We start from the raw sequence: 15520 nt of genomic DNA, 5'->3' as shown, positions 1-15520 counted from the left end.
GTCTGGCACGGCCGGTGTGACCGGTCGATACTGGGCCCATGGCCGACTGGAACCAGCAGATCATCGACGAGTTCCGCGAGAACGGCGGGACCGTGGCGACGATGGGGTTCGGGCGCGGGCTCGTGCTCGTGCACCACTACGGCGCGAAGAGCGGCACCGAGCGGGTCAACCCGCTCGCGACGATCCGGGAGTCCGGCTCCGCCTGGTTGATCACCGCCTCGGCGGCCGGCGCCGACACCAACCCGGACTGGTATCACAACCTGCTCGCGCACCCGGAGGTGTCCATCGAGACGCCGGACGACGGGACCGTGGAGGTGCGCGCCGAGGAGCTCGTCGGCGCCGAGCGGGACGCCGCGTTCGAGCGGTTCAAGCGCTTGTCCGACGGGTTCCGGCAGTACGAGGAGAGGACCTCGCGCGTGATCCCGGTGTTCCGCCTCGCGCGCCGCTGAGCCCGTCGCATCCCTGGGAGACAGGGCTGTGAGCGTTCACAGCCCGCACGCTAGACTCCGGGGCATGGAAGGCCCGACCAGCAGCGACGCCCGCCGGGCCCGCAAGAACGGCAAGCGCCCGACCATCCGGGACGTCGCCGCTGCCGCCGGCGTCTCGCGCGGCACCGTCTCGCGCGTCATCAACGGCGGACACTGGGTCTCCCCGGAGGCGCGTGCCGCCGTCGACGCCGCGATCAAGCGCACCGGCTACCGCGCCAACGAGCATGCCCGGTCGCTCGTCACGGGCCGGTCCAACTCGATCGCCTTCCTGCTCACCGAGCCGCAGCACCTGCTGTTCGAGGACCCCAACTTCTCCCTGCTGCTGCGCGGGGCCACCCAGGCCGCCGCGACGCGGGAGATGCCGATGGTGCTGCTCGTCGCCGGCACGCCGGAGGAGCGCCGACGGGTGGCGCACTACGTCGAGGCCGGGCACGTCGACGGCGTGCTCCTCATCAGCTCCCACGAGGGGAACCCGATGCTGGCCGAGCTGCTCGGCCTGGGCATCCCCACGGTGGCGTGCGGTGTTCCGCTCGGCTACGAGGACCAGGTCGCCTACGTCACCGCCGACGACCTCTCCGGCGGCCGGACGATGACCAAGCACCTCCTGGACACCGGGCGCCGTCGGATCGCCACGATCACCGGCCCGCTGGACACCCCGGGCGGCGTGCTGCGCCTCCAGGGCTACCGCGAGGCGCTGGGGGAGGCCTTCGACCCCGCCCTCGTCGAGCACGGCGACTACTCGCGCGACAGCGGCCGGCGATGCATGGCCCGCCTGCTGCAGGAGCACCCCGACATCGACGCGGTGTTCGTCCACAGCGACCTCATGGCGGCGGGCGCCCTCACCGCGGCGGCGGCCGCCGGGCGGCGCGTCCCGGACGACGTCGCCGTGGCCGGGTTCGACGACAACGGCGTCGCGGCGCAGCTCCACCCGGCACTGACCACGATGCGTCAGCCCTACGAGCGGATCAGCGCGGAGATGGTGCGGCTGCTGCTGCGCGTCGTCGAGGGCGAGGAGCCCTCGGCGGTGACCCTGCCGACGTCGTTGGTCCGGCGCGACTCCGCCTGACGGCGCGACCCTGCCTGACAGTGCGCGGCGTCCGGCGAGGTCAGGGGCGCTGCCACTCCCGCTGGAGCATCCCGTACACCAGGGTGTCGGTCCATTCGCCCTTGGACCACCAGTCCGCGCGCAGATGACCCTCGCGCTGCATCCCGACCCGCTCGCACAGCCGTGCCGACGGCTCGTTGCGGGCGTCGAGCTGGGCCACCACCCGGTGCATCCGGTACCTGTCGAACGCGATGCCGAGCAGGGAGCGCAGCGCCTCCGTCGCGAACCCGCGACCGCCGTAGCCCGGGTGGAACGCCCAGCCGACCTCCCCGCGGGACACCGTGTCGCCCGTCGTCCACAGGGCGACGTCGCCGACGACCGTGCCCTCGTGCTCGACCACGAGCGCCAGCGCAGACGCCGGTCCCTCGATCCCCGTGCGCTGCCGACGCAGCGCGAGCTGGGCCTCGGCGTCCTCGCGCGTCCACGCCTCCTCGAGGAGGAAGCGCGCGACCTCGGGGTCCGCGTAGTAGTCCAGCAGCGGCTCGAGGTCCTCGTCGCGGTACGTGCGCAGCACGAGGCGGCTCGTCCTGACGGGCAGGAGAGCAGGCTGTGGTGCGGTCGCCTCGGTCACGGTGACGAACCTTAACCCGACGCGGCGTCGCGCACCCTGCGGAGCGATCGGGACGAGACGTGGAAGCATGGTGGGCAGACGGGCGAGCGCCCGGGTGAGGAGTGCTCCATGGACACCGTTCGGCACAGCATCGCCCTCGTGGCGCACGACAACAAGAAGGTCGAGCTCCTGCGCTGGGCGGAGTTCAACCGGGGCACCCTGTCCGGGCACGAGCTCTGGGCGACGGGTACCACCGGGACCATGCTCGAGTACGAGCTGGGCCTGCCCGTCCACCGGCTGCTGTCCGGCCCGGTGGGCGGCGACCAGCAGATCGGCGCGAAGATCGCCGAGGGCGACATCGACATGCTGATCTTCTTCTGGGACCCGCTCGAGGCGCAGCCCCACGACCCGGACGTCAAGGCGCTGCTGCGGCTCGCGGCCGTGTGGAACGTGCCGATGGCGTGCAACGTCACCACGGCGGACATGATGATCTCCTCGCCGATGATGCGCCAGGACTACACCGCCGGGCGGCCCGTCATCGGCGCCCGCCCCTGGGAAGGCGGTCCGCCGGCCTGAGCCGCCGCGTGAGACGCTGAGCCATGCCGCTGCGCTTCGAGGAGCTCGACTTCCAGCCCACGCCGATGGGGGAGATCAGCCTCCGACGGCGGTACGACCCGGCGGCCGAGGTGGACGTGTACGAGGTCCGTCTCGGTGACGAGTACCTCATGTCCAGCCTCTTCACGGTGGCCGAGCGCGAGCTCGCGACCCTCGCCCTGGGCCGCAGCGAGGCACCCGAGGGTGCGTCGCTCGACGTCCTGGTCGGCGGCCTCGGGCTCGGCTACACCGCGCTCGCCGCGCTGGAGGACCCGCGCGTCGGCGAGGTGACGGTCGTGGAGTACTCGGGGCCGGTCCTGGACTGGCACCGGCGTGCGCTGCTGCCGGACGCCGCCGGGCTGGCCACCGACCCGCGCTGCCGGTTCGTGCAGGGCGACTTCTTCGCGCGGGTGCGCCAGGAGCCGGAGCGGCGGCACGACCTGATCCTGCTCGACATCGACCACAGCCCCCGGCACGTGCTGCACCCGAGCCACGCCGCGTTCTACGACGCGGCCGGGCTGCGCGCGATGGCCCGCCACCTCACCGACGCCGGCGTGTTCGCCCTGTGGTCGGACGACCCGCCCGACGCCGCGTTCGAGGCCGAGCTGGACCGGGCGTTCGCCGATCACTCGTCGCACCCTGTCGACTTCGCCAACCCGATCACCGGTGGGCGGTCCAGCAACACCGTGTACGTCGCCCGCGGGGTGCTGTGACACGCTGACGGCATGGCCGACCGTCTGCGCAACGCCACCTCCCCGTACCTGCGCCAGCACGCCGACAACCCGGTCGACTGGTGGCAGTGGGGCGAGGACGCCTTCGCCGAGGCGCGCCGCCGCGACGTGCCCGTGCTGCTGTCCGTCGGGTACGCCGCCTGCCACTGGTGCCACGTCATGGCGCACGAGTCCTTCGAGGACGACGACGTCGCCGCCGTCGTCAACGCGAGCTTCGTGCCGATCAAGGTCGACCGCGAGGAACGCCCCGACGTCGACGCCGTGTACATGGCGGCCACCCAGGCCATGACCGGCCAGGGCGGCTGGCCCATGACGGCGTTCCTCACCCCCGAGGGCGAGGCGTTCCACTGCGGCACCTACTTCCCCCGCGAGCACTTCCTCGGGGTGCTGGGCGCGGTCCGCGACGCGTGGGCCGACGGGCGCGACGCCGTCGTGCAGCACGGTGCCGCCGTCACCGAGGCGATCGCCCGCACCACGGGCCCGCTGCCCGGTGCGCCGCTCGACGACACCGCGCTCGCCGAGGCCGTCGCCGTGCTCGCCCGGGACGCCGACCGGGCCGACGGCGGGTTCGGCGGAGCGCCGAAGTTCCCGCCGTCGATGACGCTCGAGCACCTGCTGCGCCACCACGCCCGGACCGGGGACGCCGGAGCCCTGGCCCTCGTCGAACGGACCTGCGAGGCGATGGCGCGCGGCGGGATCTACGACCAGCTCGCCGGTGGCTTCGCGCGCTATTCCGTCGACGCGCGCTGGGTGGTGCCGCACTTCGAGAAGATGCTCTACGACAACGCCCAGCTCCTGCGCGTCTACGCGCACCTGTGGCGGACCACCGGGTCGCCGCTCGCCGAGCGCGTGGTGCGCGAGACCACGGAGTTCCTCCTGCGCGACCTGCGCACCGCCGAGGGTGGGTTCGCCTCCGCGCTCGACGCGGACACGGTGGTGGACGGCCGCAGCGTCGAGGGCCTCACCTACGCCTGGACGCCCGACCAGCTGCGCCAGGTGCTCGGGGACGACGACGGCGCGCGGGCCGCGGAGGTCCTCGCGGTCACGGAGGCGGGAACCTTCGAGGGCGGGACGTCGACCCTCCAGCTCCCGCGGGACCCGGACCCCGCGTGGTGGGGGCCCGTGCGCGCCCGGTTGCTCGCCGCCCGTGCGGCACGCCCGCAGCCCGCCCGCGACGACAAGGTCGTGACCGCCTGGAACGGCCTGGCCGTCGCGGCGCTGGCCGACGCCGGCGCCCTGTTCGAGGAACCCACCTGGGTGGACGCCGCCCGTGCGTGCGCGGAACTGCTGCTCGACCGGCACGTCGTCGACGGCCGGTTGCGCCGGGCCTCGCGCGACGGCGTCGTCGGGGCACCGGCCGGGGTGGCCGCCGACCACGGCGACCTCGCCGAGGGGTTGCTCGCCCTGCACCAGGCGACCGGGGAGCCGCGCTGGCTCGCCGCCGCGGGGGAGATCCTCGACGTGGCGCTGGAGCGCTTCGCCGACACCTCCGGCCAGGGCGGCTTCTACGACGTCGCCGACGACGCGGAGCGGCTCGTGGTGCGCCCGCGCGACCCCAGCGACGGCCCCGAACCGTCCGGGCAGTCGGCGCTCGCCGCCGCGCTCGTCACCTACTCCGCGCTGACCGGCTCGCCGCGCCACCGCCGGGCGGCCGAGCAGGCCGTGGCAGCCTCCGGGGTGCTCGCCCGCCAGGCACCGCGGTTCACCGGCTGGGCGCTCGCCGCCGCGGAGGCCCTGGCCGCCGGCCCCCTGCAGGTCGCGGTGGTCGGCACCGGTCCCGACGCGGCCGAGCTGGCACGGAGCGCCCGCCGCTCGCCCGCCGCGGGCGCCGTCGTCGTGCACGGGTCACCCGACGCACCGGGGGTGCCGCTGCTCGCGGACCGCCCGGTCGTGGACGGCGCCCCGGCCGCCTACGTGTGCCGGGGCTTCGTCTGCGACCGGCCCGTGACGACGACGGCGGAGCTGGCGGCCGCGCTGCGGGTGGCGGCCAGCGAGCCGAGCAGCCGGAGTGCCTCGGCGTCCGGCCCGTCGGAGGCGTGATAGACGACGAGCTGCTGGCCCGGGGCCGAGCGCACGTCGAACGCCTGCATCCGCAGGGCCAGCTCGCCCACCTCGGGGTGGTGCAGCCTCTTGGTCTCGTGGCTCTTGCCGCGGGCGTCATGGCGGGCCCACCGGTCGGCCAGCTCAGGGCTCCGGTCGAGGACCGTGCGCAGCACCTCGGCGATGCGAGGGTCGTGCGGGAAGGTGCCGTGCAGGAGGCGGAACCCGGCGACCGTGCCGGCGGCGGCCCGCTCCCAGTCGACGTAGAACGAGCGCGCGGCCGGGTCGAGGAACACCGTGTCGAGCAGGTTCGCGCCAGGACGGAACCCGCCGAACAGCGCGCGCGCCAGGGCGTTGGCCGCCAGCACGTCGTGGGCGCGTCCCAGGACGAGGGCCGGGGTGTCCGGCCACCGCTCCATCAGGTCCAGCAGCCCCGGGTCGACCCGCTCCGGTGACGTCGTCCGCGCCGGGACCGGAGCGAGACCGGCGAGGCGGTACAGGTGAAGGCGGGCGTCGTCGTCGAGCTGCAGCGCCTGGGCCAGCGCGTCCAGCACCGCGGCGGAGGGGTGGCGCTCGCGGCCCTGCTCCAGCCGGACGTAGTAGTCGACGCTGACGCCGGCCGTCGTCGCGACCTCCTCGCGGCGCAGCCCGGGGACGCGGCGGACCCCGACGGTCGGGATCCCGACGTCGTCGGGGCGCACCTGGTCGCGCCGGGCACGCAGGTAGTCGCCGAGCGGGGTCGCGGTCATGGTTCCGAGCGTAGGTCGGGCCGGTCGGTGCAGGGAGGGTGTGCTGCTCCCAGGAACGGCGCGGCCTTCCGGGGTGGCGCCGCGGCGGGCAGGGTCGAGGACATGACACAGCACACGACATCCCTGACGATCCTGGTCACCGGTGCGAGCAGCGGCATCGGCGAGGCCACCGCCCGCACCCTCGCCACCGCCGGCCACCACGTGGTCCTGGCCGCCCGGCGCACCGACCGCCTCGACGCCGTCGTCGCCGAGCTGCAGGCCGACGGGCACAGCGCCGAGGCGCGTGAGCTCGACGTGACCGACCGCGAGGCGTTCGCCGCGGTGGTCGACGCCGTCGTGGCGGACCGGGGCCGCCTCGACGTGCTGGTCGGCAACGCCGGCGTGATGCTCCTGTCGCGGCTCGACGCGTTGCTGGTCGACGAGTGGGACCGCATGCTCGACGTCAACGTCCGTGGCCTCCTGCACGGTGTCGCGGCCGTCCTGCCGCACTTCCGGGCCCAGGGCGGCGGGCACGTGGTGACCGTCGCCTCGATCGGCGCTCACCAGGTCGTGCCCACCTCGGCCGTCTACTCGGCCACCAAGTACGCGGCCTGGGCACTCACGGAAGGTCTCCGTCAGGAGTCCGACCCGAGCATCCGAGTCACCACGATCTCCCCGGGCGTCGTGGAGAGCGAGCTGGCAGACCACATCACGGACCCGCTCGCCGCGTCGGCGATGGAGACCTACCGGGCGGCCAGCATCCCGGCGGGGGCCGTGGCACGAGCGGTCGCCTTCGCGGTCGCCCAGCCGGACGACGTCGACGTCAACGAGATCGTGGTGCGACCGGCCGCGCAGCGCTGAGCCGGGAACCGGGGCGGGTGGTCAGGCGTTGGACCCGGTGACCCCACCCGCCCTGGAAGGACCCCTGCATGTCCGCGCCCGCTGCCGCCCGGCCCGCCGCGACCCGACCCGACTCCCGACCCCCGCTGTCGGGCCTCGGCCGCCTCTTCGCCGTCGTCGCCTGGATCGAGGCGTTCACCTGGGCGGGCCTGCTGGTGGGGATGTTCCTCAAGCACGTCACCGGCACCACCGACGCCGGCGTCTGGCTGTTCGGGCGCCTGCACGGCGGGGCCTTCGTCGCCTACGGGGTGGTGGCCCTGATCGTGGCCGTGCAGTACCGCTGGGGCATCTGGCGCACGCTCGTCGCGCTCGCCGCCGCCGTCCCGCCGTTCACCACGGTGCTCGTCGAGTGGTGGCTGCGCCGCACGGGGCACCTCACCGCACCGGCGCGGATCCCCGGAGACCCGGAGCGCTGACCGCAGTTTCCCTGATCGTTACCCGCTCGGTGCCCGTCGGTCGGTCTGCCTGGCTACTGTGATTTCATCCAACTCGAACAGTGGGAGAACTCACACATGCAGACCATGCGCAAGCAGGTGGCCGGAGCCACGACGCTCGGCCTCGCGCTCGCGGGTGTCGCCGTCGGTGCGCTGCCTGCCCAGGCCGCCGACCCGGTCGACATCCAGATCCTCCAGACCAACGACTTCCACGGCCGCATCCTCGAGGACACCTTCGGCGGCGCCGCCGGGGCCGCCGTGCTCGCCGGTGCCGTGAACCAGCTGCGCTCGGAGAACCCGAACACGGTGTTCGCCTCGGCCGGTGACGTCCTCGGGGCGTCGACCTTCGAGTCGTTCATCCAGCAGGACAAGCCGACGATCGACGCCCTCAACGCTGCGGGCCTCGACGTCTCGGCGGTCGGCAACCACGAGCTCGACCTCGGGTTCGACGACCTGACGGGCCGGATCATGGCCCCCTACGACGCCGAGGACAACCCCTACGGCGGCGCGGAGTGGCAGTACATCGCGGCCAACATCGTCGACGCCGACACCGGCGAGCACGCGACCCCGCCGTCCTGGGTCACGGAGATCGACGGCGTGGAGGTCGGGTTCGTCGGCGCGCTCACCGAGGACATGCCGTTCCTCGTGAGCCCGGCCGGCATCGAGGGCCTGGAGTTCACCGACATCGCCGACGCCGTCAACGCCGAGGCCGACGAGCTGCGCGCCCAGGGCGTGGACCTCGTCGTGGCGCTCATCCACGAGGGTGCCGCCGTCGACGACTGCGCCAACATCACCGAGGGCACCTTCGGCGACACGATCACCCGCATCGACGGCGACGTCGACGCGATCATGTCGGGCCACACCCACCTCGAGTACGACTGCCGTGTCCCGGTGGCCGACTGGGCCGACCGGGCCGTGACCGAGCGTCCGGTGGTCTCCGGCGGCGAGTACGGCATCAACCTGAACCAGATCGTGTTCTCGGTGGACCCGGACTCCGGCGAGGTCCTGGGTCTGGAGACCGACGTGCTGCCCCTGCTGGGCAACTACCCGGCCGACCCCGAGGTCGCGCAGATCGTCGCGGACGCCGTCGAGGTCGCCGACGAGCTCGGTGCCGCACCCCTCGGTGAGGTGGCCGGGGTCTTCAACCGCGCCCAGCTCACCGCCACGGACGCGCAGGGCAACCCGGTCCGCACCGAGAACCGCGGTGGGGAGTCCACCCTCGGCAACCTGGTCGCCGAGGTGCAGCGCTGGGCCACCGCACCGCAGGAGTCGGGCGCCGCGCAGATCGCGTTCATGAACCCGGGCGGGCTGCGGGCCGACCTCACCGGCGACAACACGGCAGACTTCCCCCGGACCGTGACGTACAAGCAGGCCGCCGCGGTGCAGCCGTTCGCCAACACCCTGGTCAACATGCAGCTCACCGGCGAGCAGGTCAAGACCGCGCTCGAGCAGCAGTGGCAGCGGGACTCGGCCGGCAACGTCCCGTCGCGGCCGTTCCTGCGGCTCGGCGTCTCCGAGGGCTTCACCTACACCTACGACCCGGCGCGCGCCGAGGGTGACCGGATCACCGGCATGTGGCTCGACGGCGACGCCGTCGAGCTCGACGCCTCGTACTCGGTGACGGTGAACTCGTTCCTCGCCTCGGGCGGCGACAACTTCCGCGTCTTCGCCGAGGGCAGCGGGACGCGCGACACCGGCAAGATCGACCTGTCGGCCTTCGTCGACTACATGGCCGAGTTCGCGGCCGACGAGCCGCTCGCCGTGGACGCGAGCCAGCGGGCCGTCGGGGTGTCGTTCGCCGAGGGCTCGGAGCTCACGGCAGGCACCGACGTCGCGTTCGAGGTCTCGTCCTGGTCGATGTCCACCGCTGCCGACATCACGGACGACGAGCTCGTGGTGACGCTGGACGGCACGGAGCTCGGGCGCTTCGCCGTCGACTCCACCGTCGGCAACGCGCCGTACGACGAGGTGGGCACGGCGTCCGTCGAGCTCACCCTGCCGGCGGAGACCGGCACGCTCCGCCTGGTCGGCGAGGCGACCGGCACCGAGATCGTGGTCGGTACCGTCGAGGCCGGCTCGTCGTCCCCTGCCGAGTGGGAGCGGGGCGCCGTGTACACGACGGGCGACCGGGTGACGCACAAGGGGGCGCTGTACGAGGCGTCGTGGTGGACGCAGGAGAAGCCCGGCACCTCGCCCTGGGGCTCGTGGCAGGAGATCGCCGAGACCGCTGACGGCACCGCCGTGTGGACGCGGTCGCGGATCTTCACCGCCGGCGACGTCGTCGAGCACGACGGTTCGCTCTACGAGGCGCAGTGGTGGACCCGCAACCAGCGGCCCGGCACCTCGCCGTGGGGCCCCTGGACGCTCCAGCCCTGACCTGAGTCACCGATCGACCACGAGTGTTGTGGGCGCGATTCCTGGCCCGATATGCCCCTTGCGGGGGCATATCTGGCCCAGGAATCGCGCCCACAACACGTGGGGCTCGGGTCAGTCGGCGCGCACCGGGCGGTCGATGACCCGGGACATGACGATCGCGGTGCGGGTCTTGTCCACCCGGGCCCCGACCCGGAACGACTCGACGATCCGCTCCACGTCCGCCATCGAGTCCGCCATGATCTGCACCAGGGCGTCCGCCTCCCCGGTGATGGTGTCCACGCGGACCACCTCGGGGATCGAGCCGAAGTCGCGCTCCAGCGCCGCGGGCGAGATGTTCCCGCGGCAGAAGATCTCCACGTAGGCCTCGATGCGCCAGCCGAGCTGCTCCGGCGAGACCCGCACCGTGAAGCCGGAGATCTCGCCACGGGCCTGCATGCGGTCGACCCGGCGCTTCACGGCCGGCGCCGAGAGCCCCACGGTCTCGCCGATCTCCGCGAAGGAGGCCCTCCCGTCCCGCAGCAGGAGGCCCACGATCCGGCGGTTGATGTCGTCCACGGCGGTCTCCTCCAGCAGGGCGGCGCTTCGTTGTGACAAGGGTAACGAATCATGCTGATCCTGGGGCTCGCACGCAAGATTCGTAACAAGATGCGGAACGAGTCGCCCCCTAGCGTCGCGCCATGACGTTGCTCACACCCGCCACCCCTCCGGCGACCGCCCTGCAGCCCACCCGGGCGCGCACGGCCACCCCGCGCCGCTTCCTCATGTGCCCGCCCGTCCACTTCGACGTGGTGTACGCGATCAACCCGTGGATGGACGTCACCGTGCCCGTCGACGCCGGCCACGCCGTCGTGCAGTGGCAGGCGCTCAAGGCCGCCTACGAGAGCCGCGGCCACATCGTCGACGTCATCTCCCCGGTACCCGGCCTGCCCGACATGGTCTACGCGGCCAACGGCGGCATCGTCGTCGGCGGCAAGGCGCTCGCCGCTCGCTTCACCCACCCCGAGCGTCAGCCCGAGGGCACCGCCTACGAGTCCTGGCTGAACGCCTCCGGGCCGGCCCGCGGCGTCACCAGCCTCGGCCAGGCGGCCGAGCGCAACGAGGGCGAGGGCGACCTGCTCTGGGACGGGGAGGTCATGCTCGCCGGCACCGGCTTCCGCACCACCCGCGCCGCGCACGCCGAGGTCGCCGCCCGGCTCGACGTCGAGGTCGTCACGCTCGAGCTCGTCGACCCGCGCTTCTACCACCTCGACACCGCGCTCGCGGTGCTCAGCCCGGCCGGCACCAGGTCCGACGGCGGCACCCGCGCCGAGATCGCCTTCTTCCCGGAGGCCTTCACCCCGGAGTCGCAGGCTGTGCTGCGCGAGCGCTACCCGGACGCGATCGAGGCGACGGAGGAGGACGCCGTCGTCCTCGGCCTCAACGCGGTCAGCGACGGCCGGCACGTGTTCCTGTCCGACCGGGCCACCGGCATGCACGCCTCCCTGCGCGGGCGCGGCTTCGAGCCCGTCGGCATCGACCTCTCTGAGCTCCTCAAGGGAGGCGGCTCGGTCAAGTGCTGCACCCTCGAGCTGCGCCCCGCACCAAGCCCCACCGTCCCGCAGAGCGCGAAGGAGGCCCGCGCATGACCACCGTCGACCTGCTGGACGTCCCCGCCGCCGCCCGCTGGATCGCCGAGCGCGGCCCGGAGCGGATCATCGGCGAGCTCACCGACGCGCTCGCCGCCGACTTCCGTCGCTGGCCCGACCTCGACAAGCGTCCCCGCATCGCCTCGCACTCCGCGGAGGGCGTCATCGAGCTCATGCCGACCTCCGACGGCGCGACGTACGGCTTCAAGTACGTCAACGGTCACCCCGTGAACCCGCAGCGTGGCTTCCAGACCGTCACCGCGTTCGGGGTGCTGGCCGACGTGCACAACGGCTACCCCACCTTCGTCGCGGAGATGACGCTCCTCACCGCGCTGCGCACCGCCGCGACGTCGGCCCTCGCCGCGCGCACGCTCGCCCGGAAGGACTCCCGGACGCTCGCACTGATCGGCACCGGCAGCCAGGCCGAGTTCCAGGCGCTCGGGATGCGCTCCGCCCTGGGCATCAACCGGCTCCGTGCCTGGGACGTGGACCCCGCCGCCCGCGAGAAGCTGGTGCGCAACGCCCGCAGCCTCGGCTTCGAGGTGCACGACGCGACCAGCGCCGCCGACGCCGTCCGCGGCGCCGACGTCATCACCACCTGCACCGCGGACAAGCGCAACGCCACGGTGCTCACCCACGCGATGCTCGCCGACGCCGCCCCCGGCGTCCACATCAACGCCATCGGTGGTGACTGCCCGGGCAAGACCGAGCTCGAGGCGAGCATCCTCACCGCGCCCGGGACCGCCGTCGTCGTCGAGTACGAGCCGCAGACCCGCATCGAGGGCGAGATCCAGCAGCTCCCGGCGGACTCCGAGCTCACCGAGCTGTGGCAGATCCTCACCGGGGACGCCCCCGGGCGGACCAACGGCGACCAGGTGACCGTGTTCGACTCCGTCGGGTTCGCCGTCGAGGACTGGACCGCCCTGCGCTACGTCCACGCCGCGGTCCTCGCCGACCCTGCTGCCGGCGAGCTCCTGCAGCAGGTCGACCTGATCGCCGAGCCGACCGACCCCAAGGACCTCTGGTCGCTGGTCGCCGCGGAGGCGCTGCAGCCGCAGGTCTGAGGAGCCTGCGTTCCAAGCAGGGCCGACGGGCGCCGGGTGATTTCCGCCCGGCGTCCGTGCGCTGCCACAATGGCGCCGGTGCGGCGCTCCGCGCCGAGAGAGCCCAGGTGAACGCACGGAACGAGGGACCGCATGACCGCCAGCGACGAGGGTGCCGCCCCGTCGAGCAGTCGCGCGGCGGACGAGGCGATCCGGCGCATGCGGGCCGCGACGCAGGCCTCCGAGAGCGGCATGGACGAGGCGCCCGGCGCGGCCGGGAGCGTCGACGCCGACGTCGTGCGGACCGCACTGGCCACCCTCCCGCACGGCGACCAGCAGCTCCTGTGGGACCAGCACGTGCTCGAGCGGCCGATCGAGACCGTCGCCCGCGAGTCGGGGATCCACGTGCGGGCCGCCGTCCGACGGCTCCGGGCAGCCGAGGACCGTCTGGCCCGGGCGCTGACCGCGGCCCACGCCCGCGGTGCCGGGCAGCAGCTCTGCATGCAGACCCGCGGCGCCCTGCACGACTACGTGCGTCACCACCTCGGCCCCGGACGGCGGCAGGAGCTGGAGGACCACCTGTTCGGGTGCGCCGGCTGCATGCGGGCGTTCATCGACGTGCGGCACGCCAGCTGGGCGCTGCGGGACACCGCCCCGTTGCTCGTGGGTGGGCTCGCGGTCACGGGTGCCGCAGGTCCGGTCGTCGTGGGGGCGGCCGGTGCCGCGGCGTCGAGCGGCGGGCTGCTGGCGTGGTGGGGGACTGTCGTGGCGGCGACGACCGCCGCCGGCGAGTGGGTCCTGCGCGGGCTGCGCCAGGTCTTCGGCCGGCCGGTCGGCCTCGCCGCCGGCGTCGGGGCGGCAGCGCTGGCGGTCGCCGCGGTGGCCGTCGTCGGGTCCGGTGCCGACCCGTCGCCGCCGGCCGCCCCGCCGTCGGTCGCCGAGCAGCCCGCCGTTCCGCCGTCGTCCGCGGCGGATGCTGCGCCGTCGGTCGCGCCGTCGGAACCTGGCCCGACGGACGACCCGACGGACGACCCGACGCAGCCCGGGCCGACGGAGACGCCGGAGTCCGATCCCGCCCCGCCACCGGCGGAGGATCCCGCAGGCCCCCGGCCGCAGACGGTCCGGGAACCCGACCAGGAGCGCGATCCCGCGGCAGACACGCCGTCCGCCGACGAGCCTGCCGACGATCCTGCCGGCGACCCGGAGCCGGGTGCGACGGCGCCCGAGCAGCCGCCGACGCAGGAACCGGTCGAGCCGACGCGACCGGCCGAGCCGTCGGCGCCGGTGACCAGCCCGCCACCGACCGACCCACCGCCGACCACCCCGACCGACCCGCCGACCGACCCCCCGGTGGAGCCGCAGCCGGTGGTCGACACGATCACCCTGATGGTGGGAGGGATCGGCTGGTTCCGTGTGGTGCCGACCGACGGCGCGGAGATCGTCGCGGTCGAGCCGGTGGAGGGCTACACCAAGGCAGAGCTCGGGTGGGGCGACCACTGGCGGGTCTGGACGGCCAACGCCAGGCGCGGCGCGGTCGACGTGACGGTGAGCGGCGAGCCGGGGTCCGAGCCGGGCGCGCGCCTCGTCCTCTGGGACCACGGCTGACGCGACACCGGGCCCGACCGGCCCCGTCCTACGCCCGCGAGCGCTCGAGGAGGACCAGCACCTCGTAGTGGTCCGTCTGCGGGAACATGTCGAGCAGCACGGCCCGCCGGGGGCGCAGCGACGGCATCTCGGCCAGGTCGCGCGCGAGCGTCACCGCGTGACAGCTCGAGTACAGCACGTGCCGCGCGTTCGAGGCCTCCAGCCGCCGCGCCAGGTCCGTCCCGATCCCGCGTCGCGGCGGGTTGACCACCACGAGTTCCGGGTCGGCGTCCGTCCCGAGCGCGAACCCCGTCGCGTCCCCCGCGTCGAAGGTGAGGTTCGCCGTCGCGGCGCGCCACCACGCGGCGTCGTGCCCGCCGACGACGGCGTCCGCCGGCAGCGCGGCCAGCTCACCCGCCGTCGTGGTCGCCGAGGCCACGGCCTCCGCCGAGATCTCGATGCCCGTCACCGACCTGCCTGGTGCTGCACAGTGCAGCGCGAAGCCACCGACCCCGCAGTACAGGTCCCACAGCGACGCCGGGGCGACCTCGTCGACCCAGGCCCGGGCCTGCCGGTACAGGGCTGCGGCCACCTCGGTGTTGGTCTGGAAGAAGCTCTGCGGGCGCAGGTGCAGGGTGATGCCGTCGACCCGCATCGGCAGCGTCTCGCGCTCGGTGAGCACGATCTCCTGCTCGCCCTCGAGCACCGCGGCATGGACCGGCTGGACGTTGACGCTCAGTACCGCCAGGCCCGGCAGCGCCGCCTGGAGCCAGGGCAGGTGCTTGCGGATCCGGGCGACGGCCTCGGTGGAGCGCAGCACGAGGCGGACCATGAGCTCGCCGTCCGGGGAGAGGGTCACCAGGAGGTGCTTGAGCTCGCCGCGGCGGGCGGCGTCGCGGGGGGTGACCTTGCGGCGGCGGGCGGAGGTGCCCGGGCCGTCGCGGTCGGGCGTCGCGGCGGGCGAGAGGTCGTACGGCTGGAGGCGTGCCCGGGTGATCAGCTCCGCCAGCGGGCCGAACGCCGCCTGCAGGGCGGGCGGGTAGAGGCCGCAGTCCGTGAGGTCGACGCTCTGGCCGGCGTACGGGCCCGGCGGGCCGACGATCCCGAGCACCGGTGCGTCGACGGTCCCGGTGACCACCATCTTCGCCTTGTTGCGGAACCCGGACTCGGCACCGGTGACGGCCGGGAGCCACGTGACGTCGTGCGCCGCGAGCAGGTCACGGACGTGCGCCTCCTTGCCGGCCACCTGCGTGGGGCGGTCGATCTCGATCAGGGTGCACGACCGGCACCGGCGGGCGTCGTAGTGGGGGCACTGCACCGAC

Annotated in this window: 14 protein-coding genes and 1 pseudogene; 11 read left to right on the top strand and 4 right to left on the bottom strand. The window is 73.9% G+C overall.

All coding sequences use genetic code 11. The features are described 5' to 3' along the window. Positions 1 to 38: 38 nt before the first annotated feature. Positions 39 to 449: a nitroreductase/quinone reductase family protein gene (locus tag HDG69_RS15350; RefSeq protein WP_171784717.1), complete on the top strand. Its 411-nt coding sequence runs from the start codon at positions 39 to 41 to the stop codon at positions 447 to 449. A 64-nt stretch (positions 450 to 513) separates the two neighbouring features. Continuing rightward, positions 514 to 1554 (top strand): LacI family DNA-binding transcriptional regulator, encoded by a 1041-nt coding sequence (locus HDG69_RS15345; RefSeq protein WP_171784716.1) that lies wholly within the window; start codon positions 514 to 516, stop codon positions 1552 to 1554. 40 nt (positions 1555 to 1594) lie between these two features. Here HDG69_RS15345 and HDG69_RS15340 read toward each other — a convergent pair whose 3' ends face one another. Continuing rightward, positions 1595 to 2164, bottom strand: coding sequence for a GNAT family N-acetyltransferase (locus HDG69_RS15340; RefSeq protein ID WP_343036466.1), 570 nt, complete (start codon positions 2162 to 2164; stop codon positions 1595 to 1597). Positions 2165 to 2272: 108 nt separating this feature from the next. Here HDG69_RS15340 and HDG69_RS15335 point away from each other — a divergent pair, with 108 nt between their 5' ends. Genes HDG69_RS15335 through HDG69_RS15325 form a run of 3 tightly spaced genes read left to right on the top strand, consistent with a single transcriptional unit; the run spans position 2273 to position 5508 of the window. Then, the gene (locus tag HDG69_RS15335; RefSeq protein WP_171784714.1) at positions 2273 to 2719 is read left to right on the top strand and encodes a methylglyoxal synthase; all 447 of its coding nucleotides are present in this window, start codon (positions 2273 to 2275) and stop codon (positions 2717 to 2719) included. Positions 2720 to 2742: 23 nt separating this feature from the next. Next, on the top strand, positions 2743 to 3450 hold the full coding sequence (locus HDG69_RS15330; RefSeq protein WP_171784713.1) for a polyamine aminopropyltransferase: 708 nt from the start codon (positions 2743 to 2745) through the stop codon (positions 3448 to 3450). 12 nt (positions 3451 to 3462) lie between these two features. Then, the gene (locus HDG69_RS15325) at positions 3463 to 5508 is read left to right on the top strand and encodes a thioredoxin domain-containing protein (protein WP_216645770.1); all 2046 of its coding nucleotides are present in this window, start codon (positions 3463 to 3465) and stop codon (positions 5506 to 5508) included. Positions 5509 to 5525: 17 nt separating this feature from the next. On the opposite strand, the pseudogene HDG69_RS15320 reads toward HDG69_RS15325, so the two are convergent. Then, a pseudogene (locus tag HDG69_RS15320) lies at positions 5526 to 6257 on the bottom strand (helix-turn-helix domain-containing protein); the annotation flags it as partial. A gap of 102 nt (positions 6258 to 6359) precedes the next feature. Between HDG69_RS15320 and HDG69_RS15315 the strand changes: the two are divergent. The 3 genes from HDG69_RS15315 to HDG69_RS15305 all read left to right on the top strand — a co-directional run bounded on the left by HDG69_RS15315 (position 6360) and on the right by HDG69_RS15305 (position 9946). Next, the gene (locus HDG69_RS15315) at positions 6360 to 7097 is read left to right on the top strand and encodes an SDR family oxidoreductase (RefSeq protein ID WP_171784711.1); all 738 of its coding nucleotides are present in this window, start codon (positions 6360 to 6362) and stop codon (positions 7095 to 7097) included. Positions 7098 to 7165: 68 nt separating this feature from the next. Next, entirely contained in the window at positions 7166 to 7552 is a 387-nt protein-coding gene (locus tag HDG69_RS15310; RefSeq protein ID WP_171784710.1) for a DUF3817 domain-containing protein, read from the top strand. A gap of 96 nt (positions 7553 to 7648) precedes the next feature. Then, on the top strand, positions 7649 to 9946 hold the full coding sequence (locus HDG69_RS15305) for a 5'-nucleotidase C-terminal domain-containing protein (RefSeq protein ID WP_171784709.1): 2298 nt from the start codon (positions 7649 to 7651) through the stop codon (positions 9944 to 9946). A gap of 111 nt (positions 9947 to 10057) precedes the next feature. Here HDG69_RS15305 and HDG69_RS15300 read toward each other — a convergent pair whose 3' ends face one another. Further along, positions 10058 to 10540: an Lrp/AsnC family transcriptional regulator gene (locus tag HDG69_RS15300; RefSeq protein WP_246256698.1), complete on the bottom strand. Its 483-nt coding sequence runs from the start codon at positions 10538 to 10540 to the stop codon at positions 10058 to 10060. A gap of 83 nt (positions 10541 to 10623) precedes the next feature. Between HDG69_RS15300 and ddaH the strand changes: the two genes are divergently transcribed. From ddaH to HDG69_RS15285, 3 genes are all read left to right on the top strand, one after another. After that, positions 10624 to 11571, top strand: a complete 948-nt coding sequence (gene ddaH, locus HDG69_RS15295) for a dimethylargininase (protein ID WP_171784708.1) — start codon at positions 10624 to 10626, stop codon at positions 11569 to 11571. After that, positions 11568 to 12635, top strand: coding sequence for an ornithine cyclodeaminase (locus HDG69_RS15290; protein WP_171784707.1), 1068 nt, complete (start codon positions 11568 to 11570; stop codon positions 12633 to 12635). Before ddaH ends, HDG69_RS15290 begins: the two co-directional genes overlap by 4 nt. 132 nt (positions 12636 to 12767) lie before the next feature. Further along, complete coding sequence (locus HDG69_RS15285; RefSeq protein ID WP_171784706.1) at positions 12768 to 14219, top strand: zf-HC2 domain-containing protein; 1452 nt, start codon at positions 12768 to 12770, stop codon at positions 14217 to 14219. 28 nt (positions 14220 to 14247) lie between these two features. Here HDG69_RS15285 and rlmC read toward each other — a convergent pair whose 3' ends face one another. Then, entirely contained in the window at positions 14248 to 15516 is a 1269-nt protein-coding gene (gene rlmC, locus HDG69_RS15280; protein ID WP_171784705.1) for a 23S rRNA (uracil(747)-C(5))-methyltransferase RlmC, read from the bottom strand. Between the last annotated feature and the right edge of the window lie 4 nt (positions 15517 to 15520).

Source organism: Isoptericola halotolerans, assembly GCF_013149785.1.
Classification (GTDB): domain Bacteria; phylum Actinomycetota; class Actinomycetes; order Actinomycetales; family Cellulomonadaceae; genus Isoptericola; species Isoptericola halotolerans.
Note: the sequence above shows the minus strand (reverse complement) of the source record. Positions and strands in the feature narration are given on the sequence as shown.

Bases quoted from the DNA above. Each gene is read 5' to 3' on its own strand.
- HDG69_RS15335 (WP_171784714.1), top strand. From the start codon at position 2,273: ATGGACACCGTTCGGCACAGCATCGCCCTCGTGGCGCACGACAACAAG.
- HDG69_RS15315 (WP_171784711.1), top strand. From the start codon at position 6,360: ATGACACAGCACACGACATCCCTGACGATCCTGGTCACCGGTGCGAGC.
- HDG69_RS15325 (WP_216645770.1), top strand. From the start codon at position 3,463: ATGGCCGACCGTCTGCGCAACGCCACCTCCCCGTACCTGCGCCAGCAC.
- HDG69_RS15305 (WP_171784709.1), top strand. From the start codon at position 7,649: ATGCAGACCATGCGCAAGCAGGTGGCCGGAGCCACGACGCTCGGCCTC.
- HDG69_RS15285 (WP_171784706.1), top strand. From the start codon at position 12,768: ATGACCGCCAGCGACGAGGGTGCCGCCCCGTCGAGCAGTCGCGCGGCG.
- HDG69_RS15345 (WP_171784716.1), top strand. From the start codon at position 514: ATGGAAGGCCCGACCAGCAGCGACGCCCGCCGGGCCCGCAAGAACGGC.
- HDG69_RS15350 (WP_171784717.1), top strand. From the start codon at position 39: ATGGCCGACTGGAACCAGCAGATCATCGACGAGTTCCGCGAGAACGGC.
- ddaH (WP_171784708.1), top strand. From the start codon at position 10,624: ATGACGTTGCTCACACCCGCCACCCCTCCGGCGACCGCCCTGCAGCCC.
- HDG69_RS15290 (WP_171784707.1), top strand. From the start codon at position 11,568: ATGACCACCGTCGACCTGCTGGACGTCCCCGCCGCCGCCCGCTGGATC.
- HDG69_RS15330 (WP_171784713.1), top strand. From the start codon at position 2,743: ATGCCGCTGCGCTTCGAGGAGCTCGACTTCCAGCCCACGCCGATGGGG.
- HDG69_RS15310 (WP_171784710.1), top strand. From the start codon at position 7,166: ATGTCCGCGCCCGCTGCCGCCCGGCCCGCCGCGACCCGACCCGACTCC.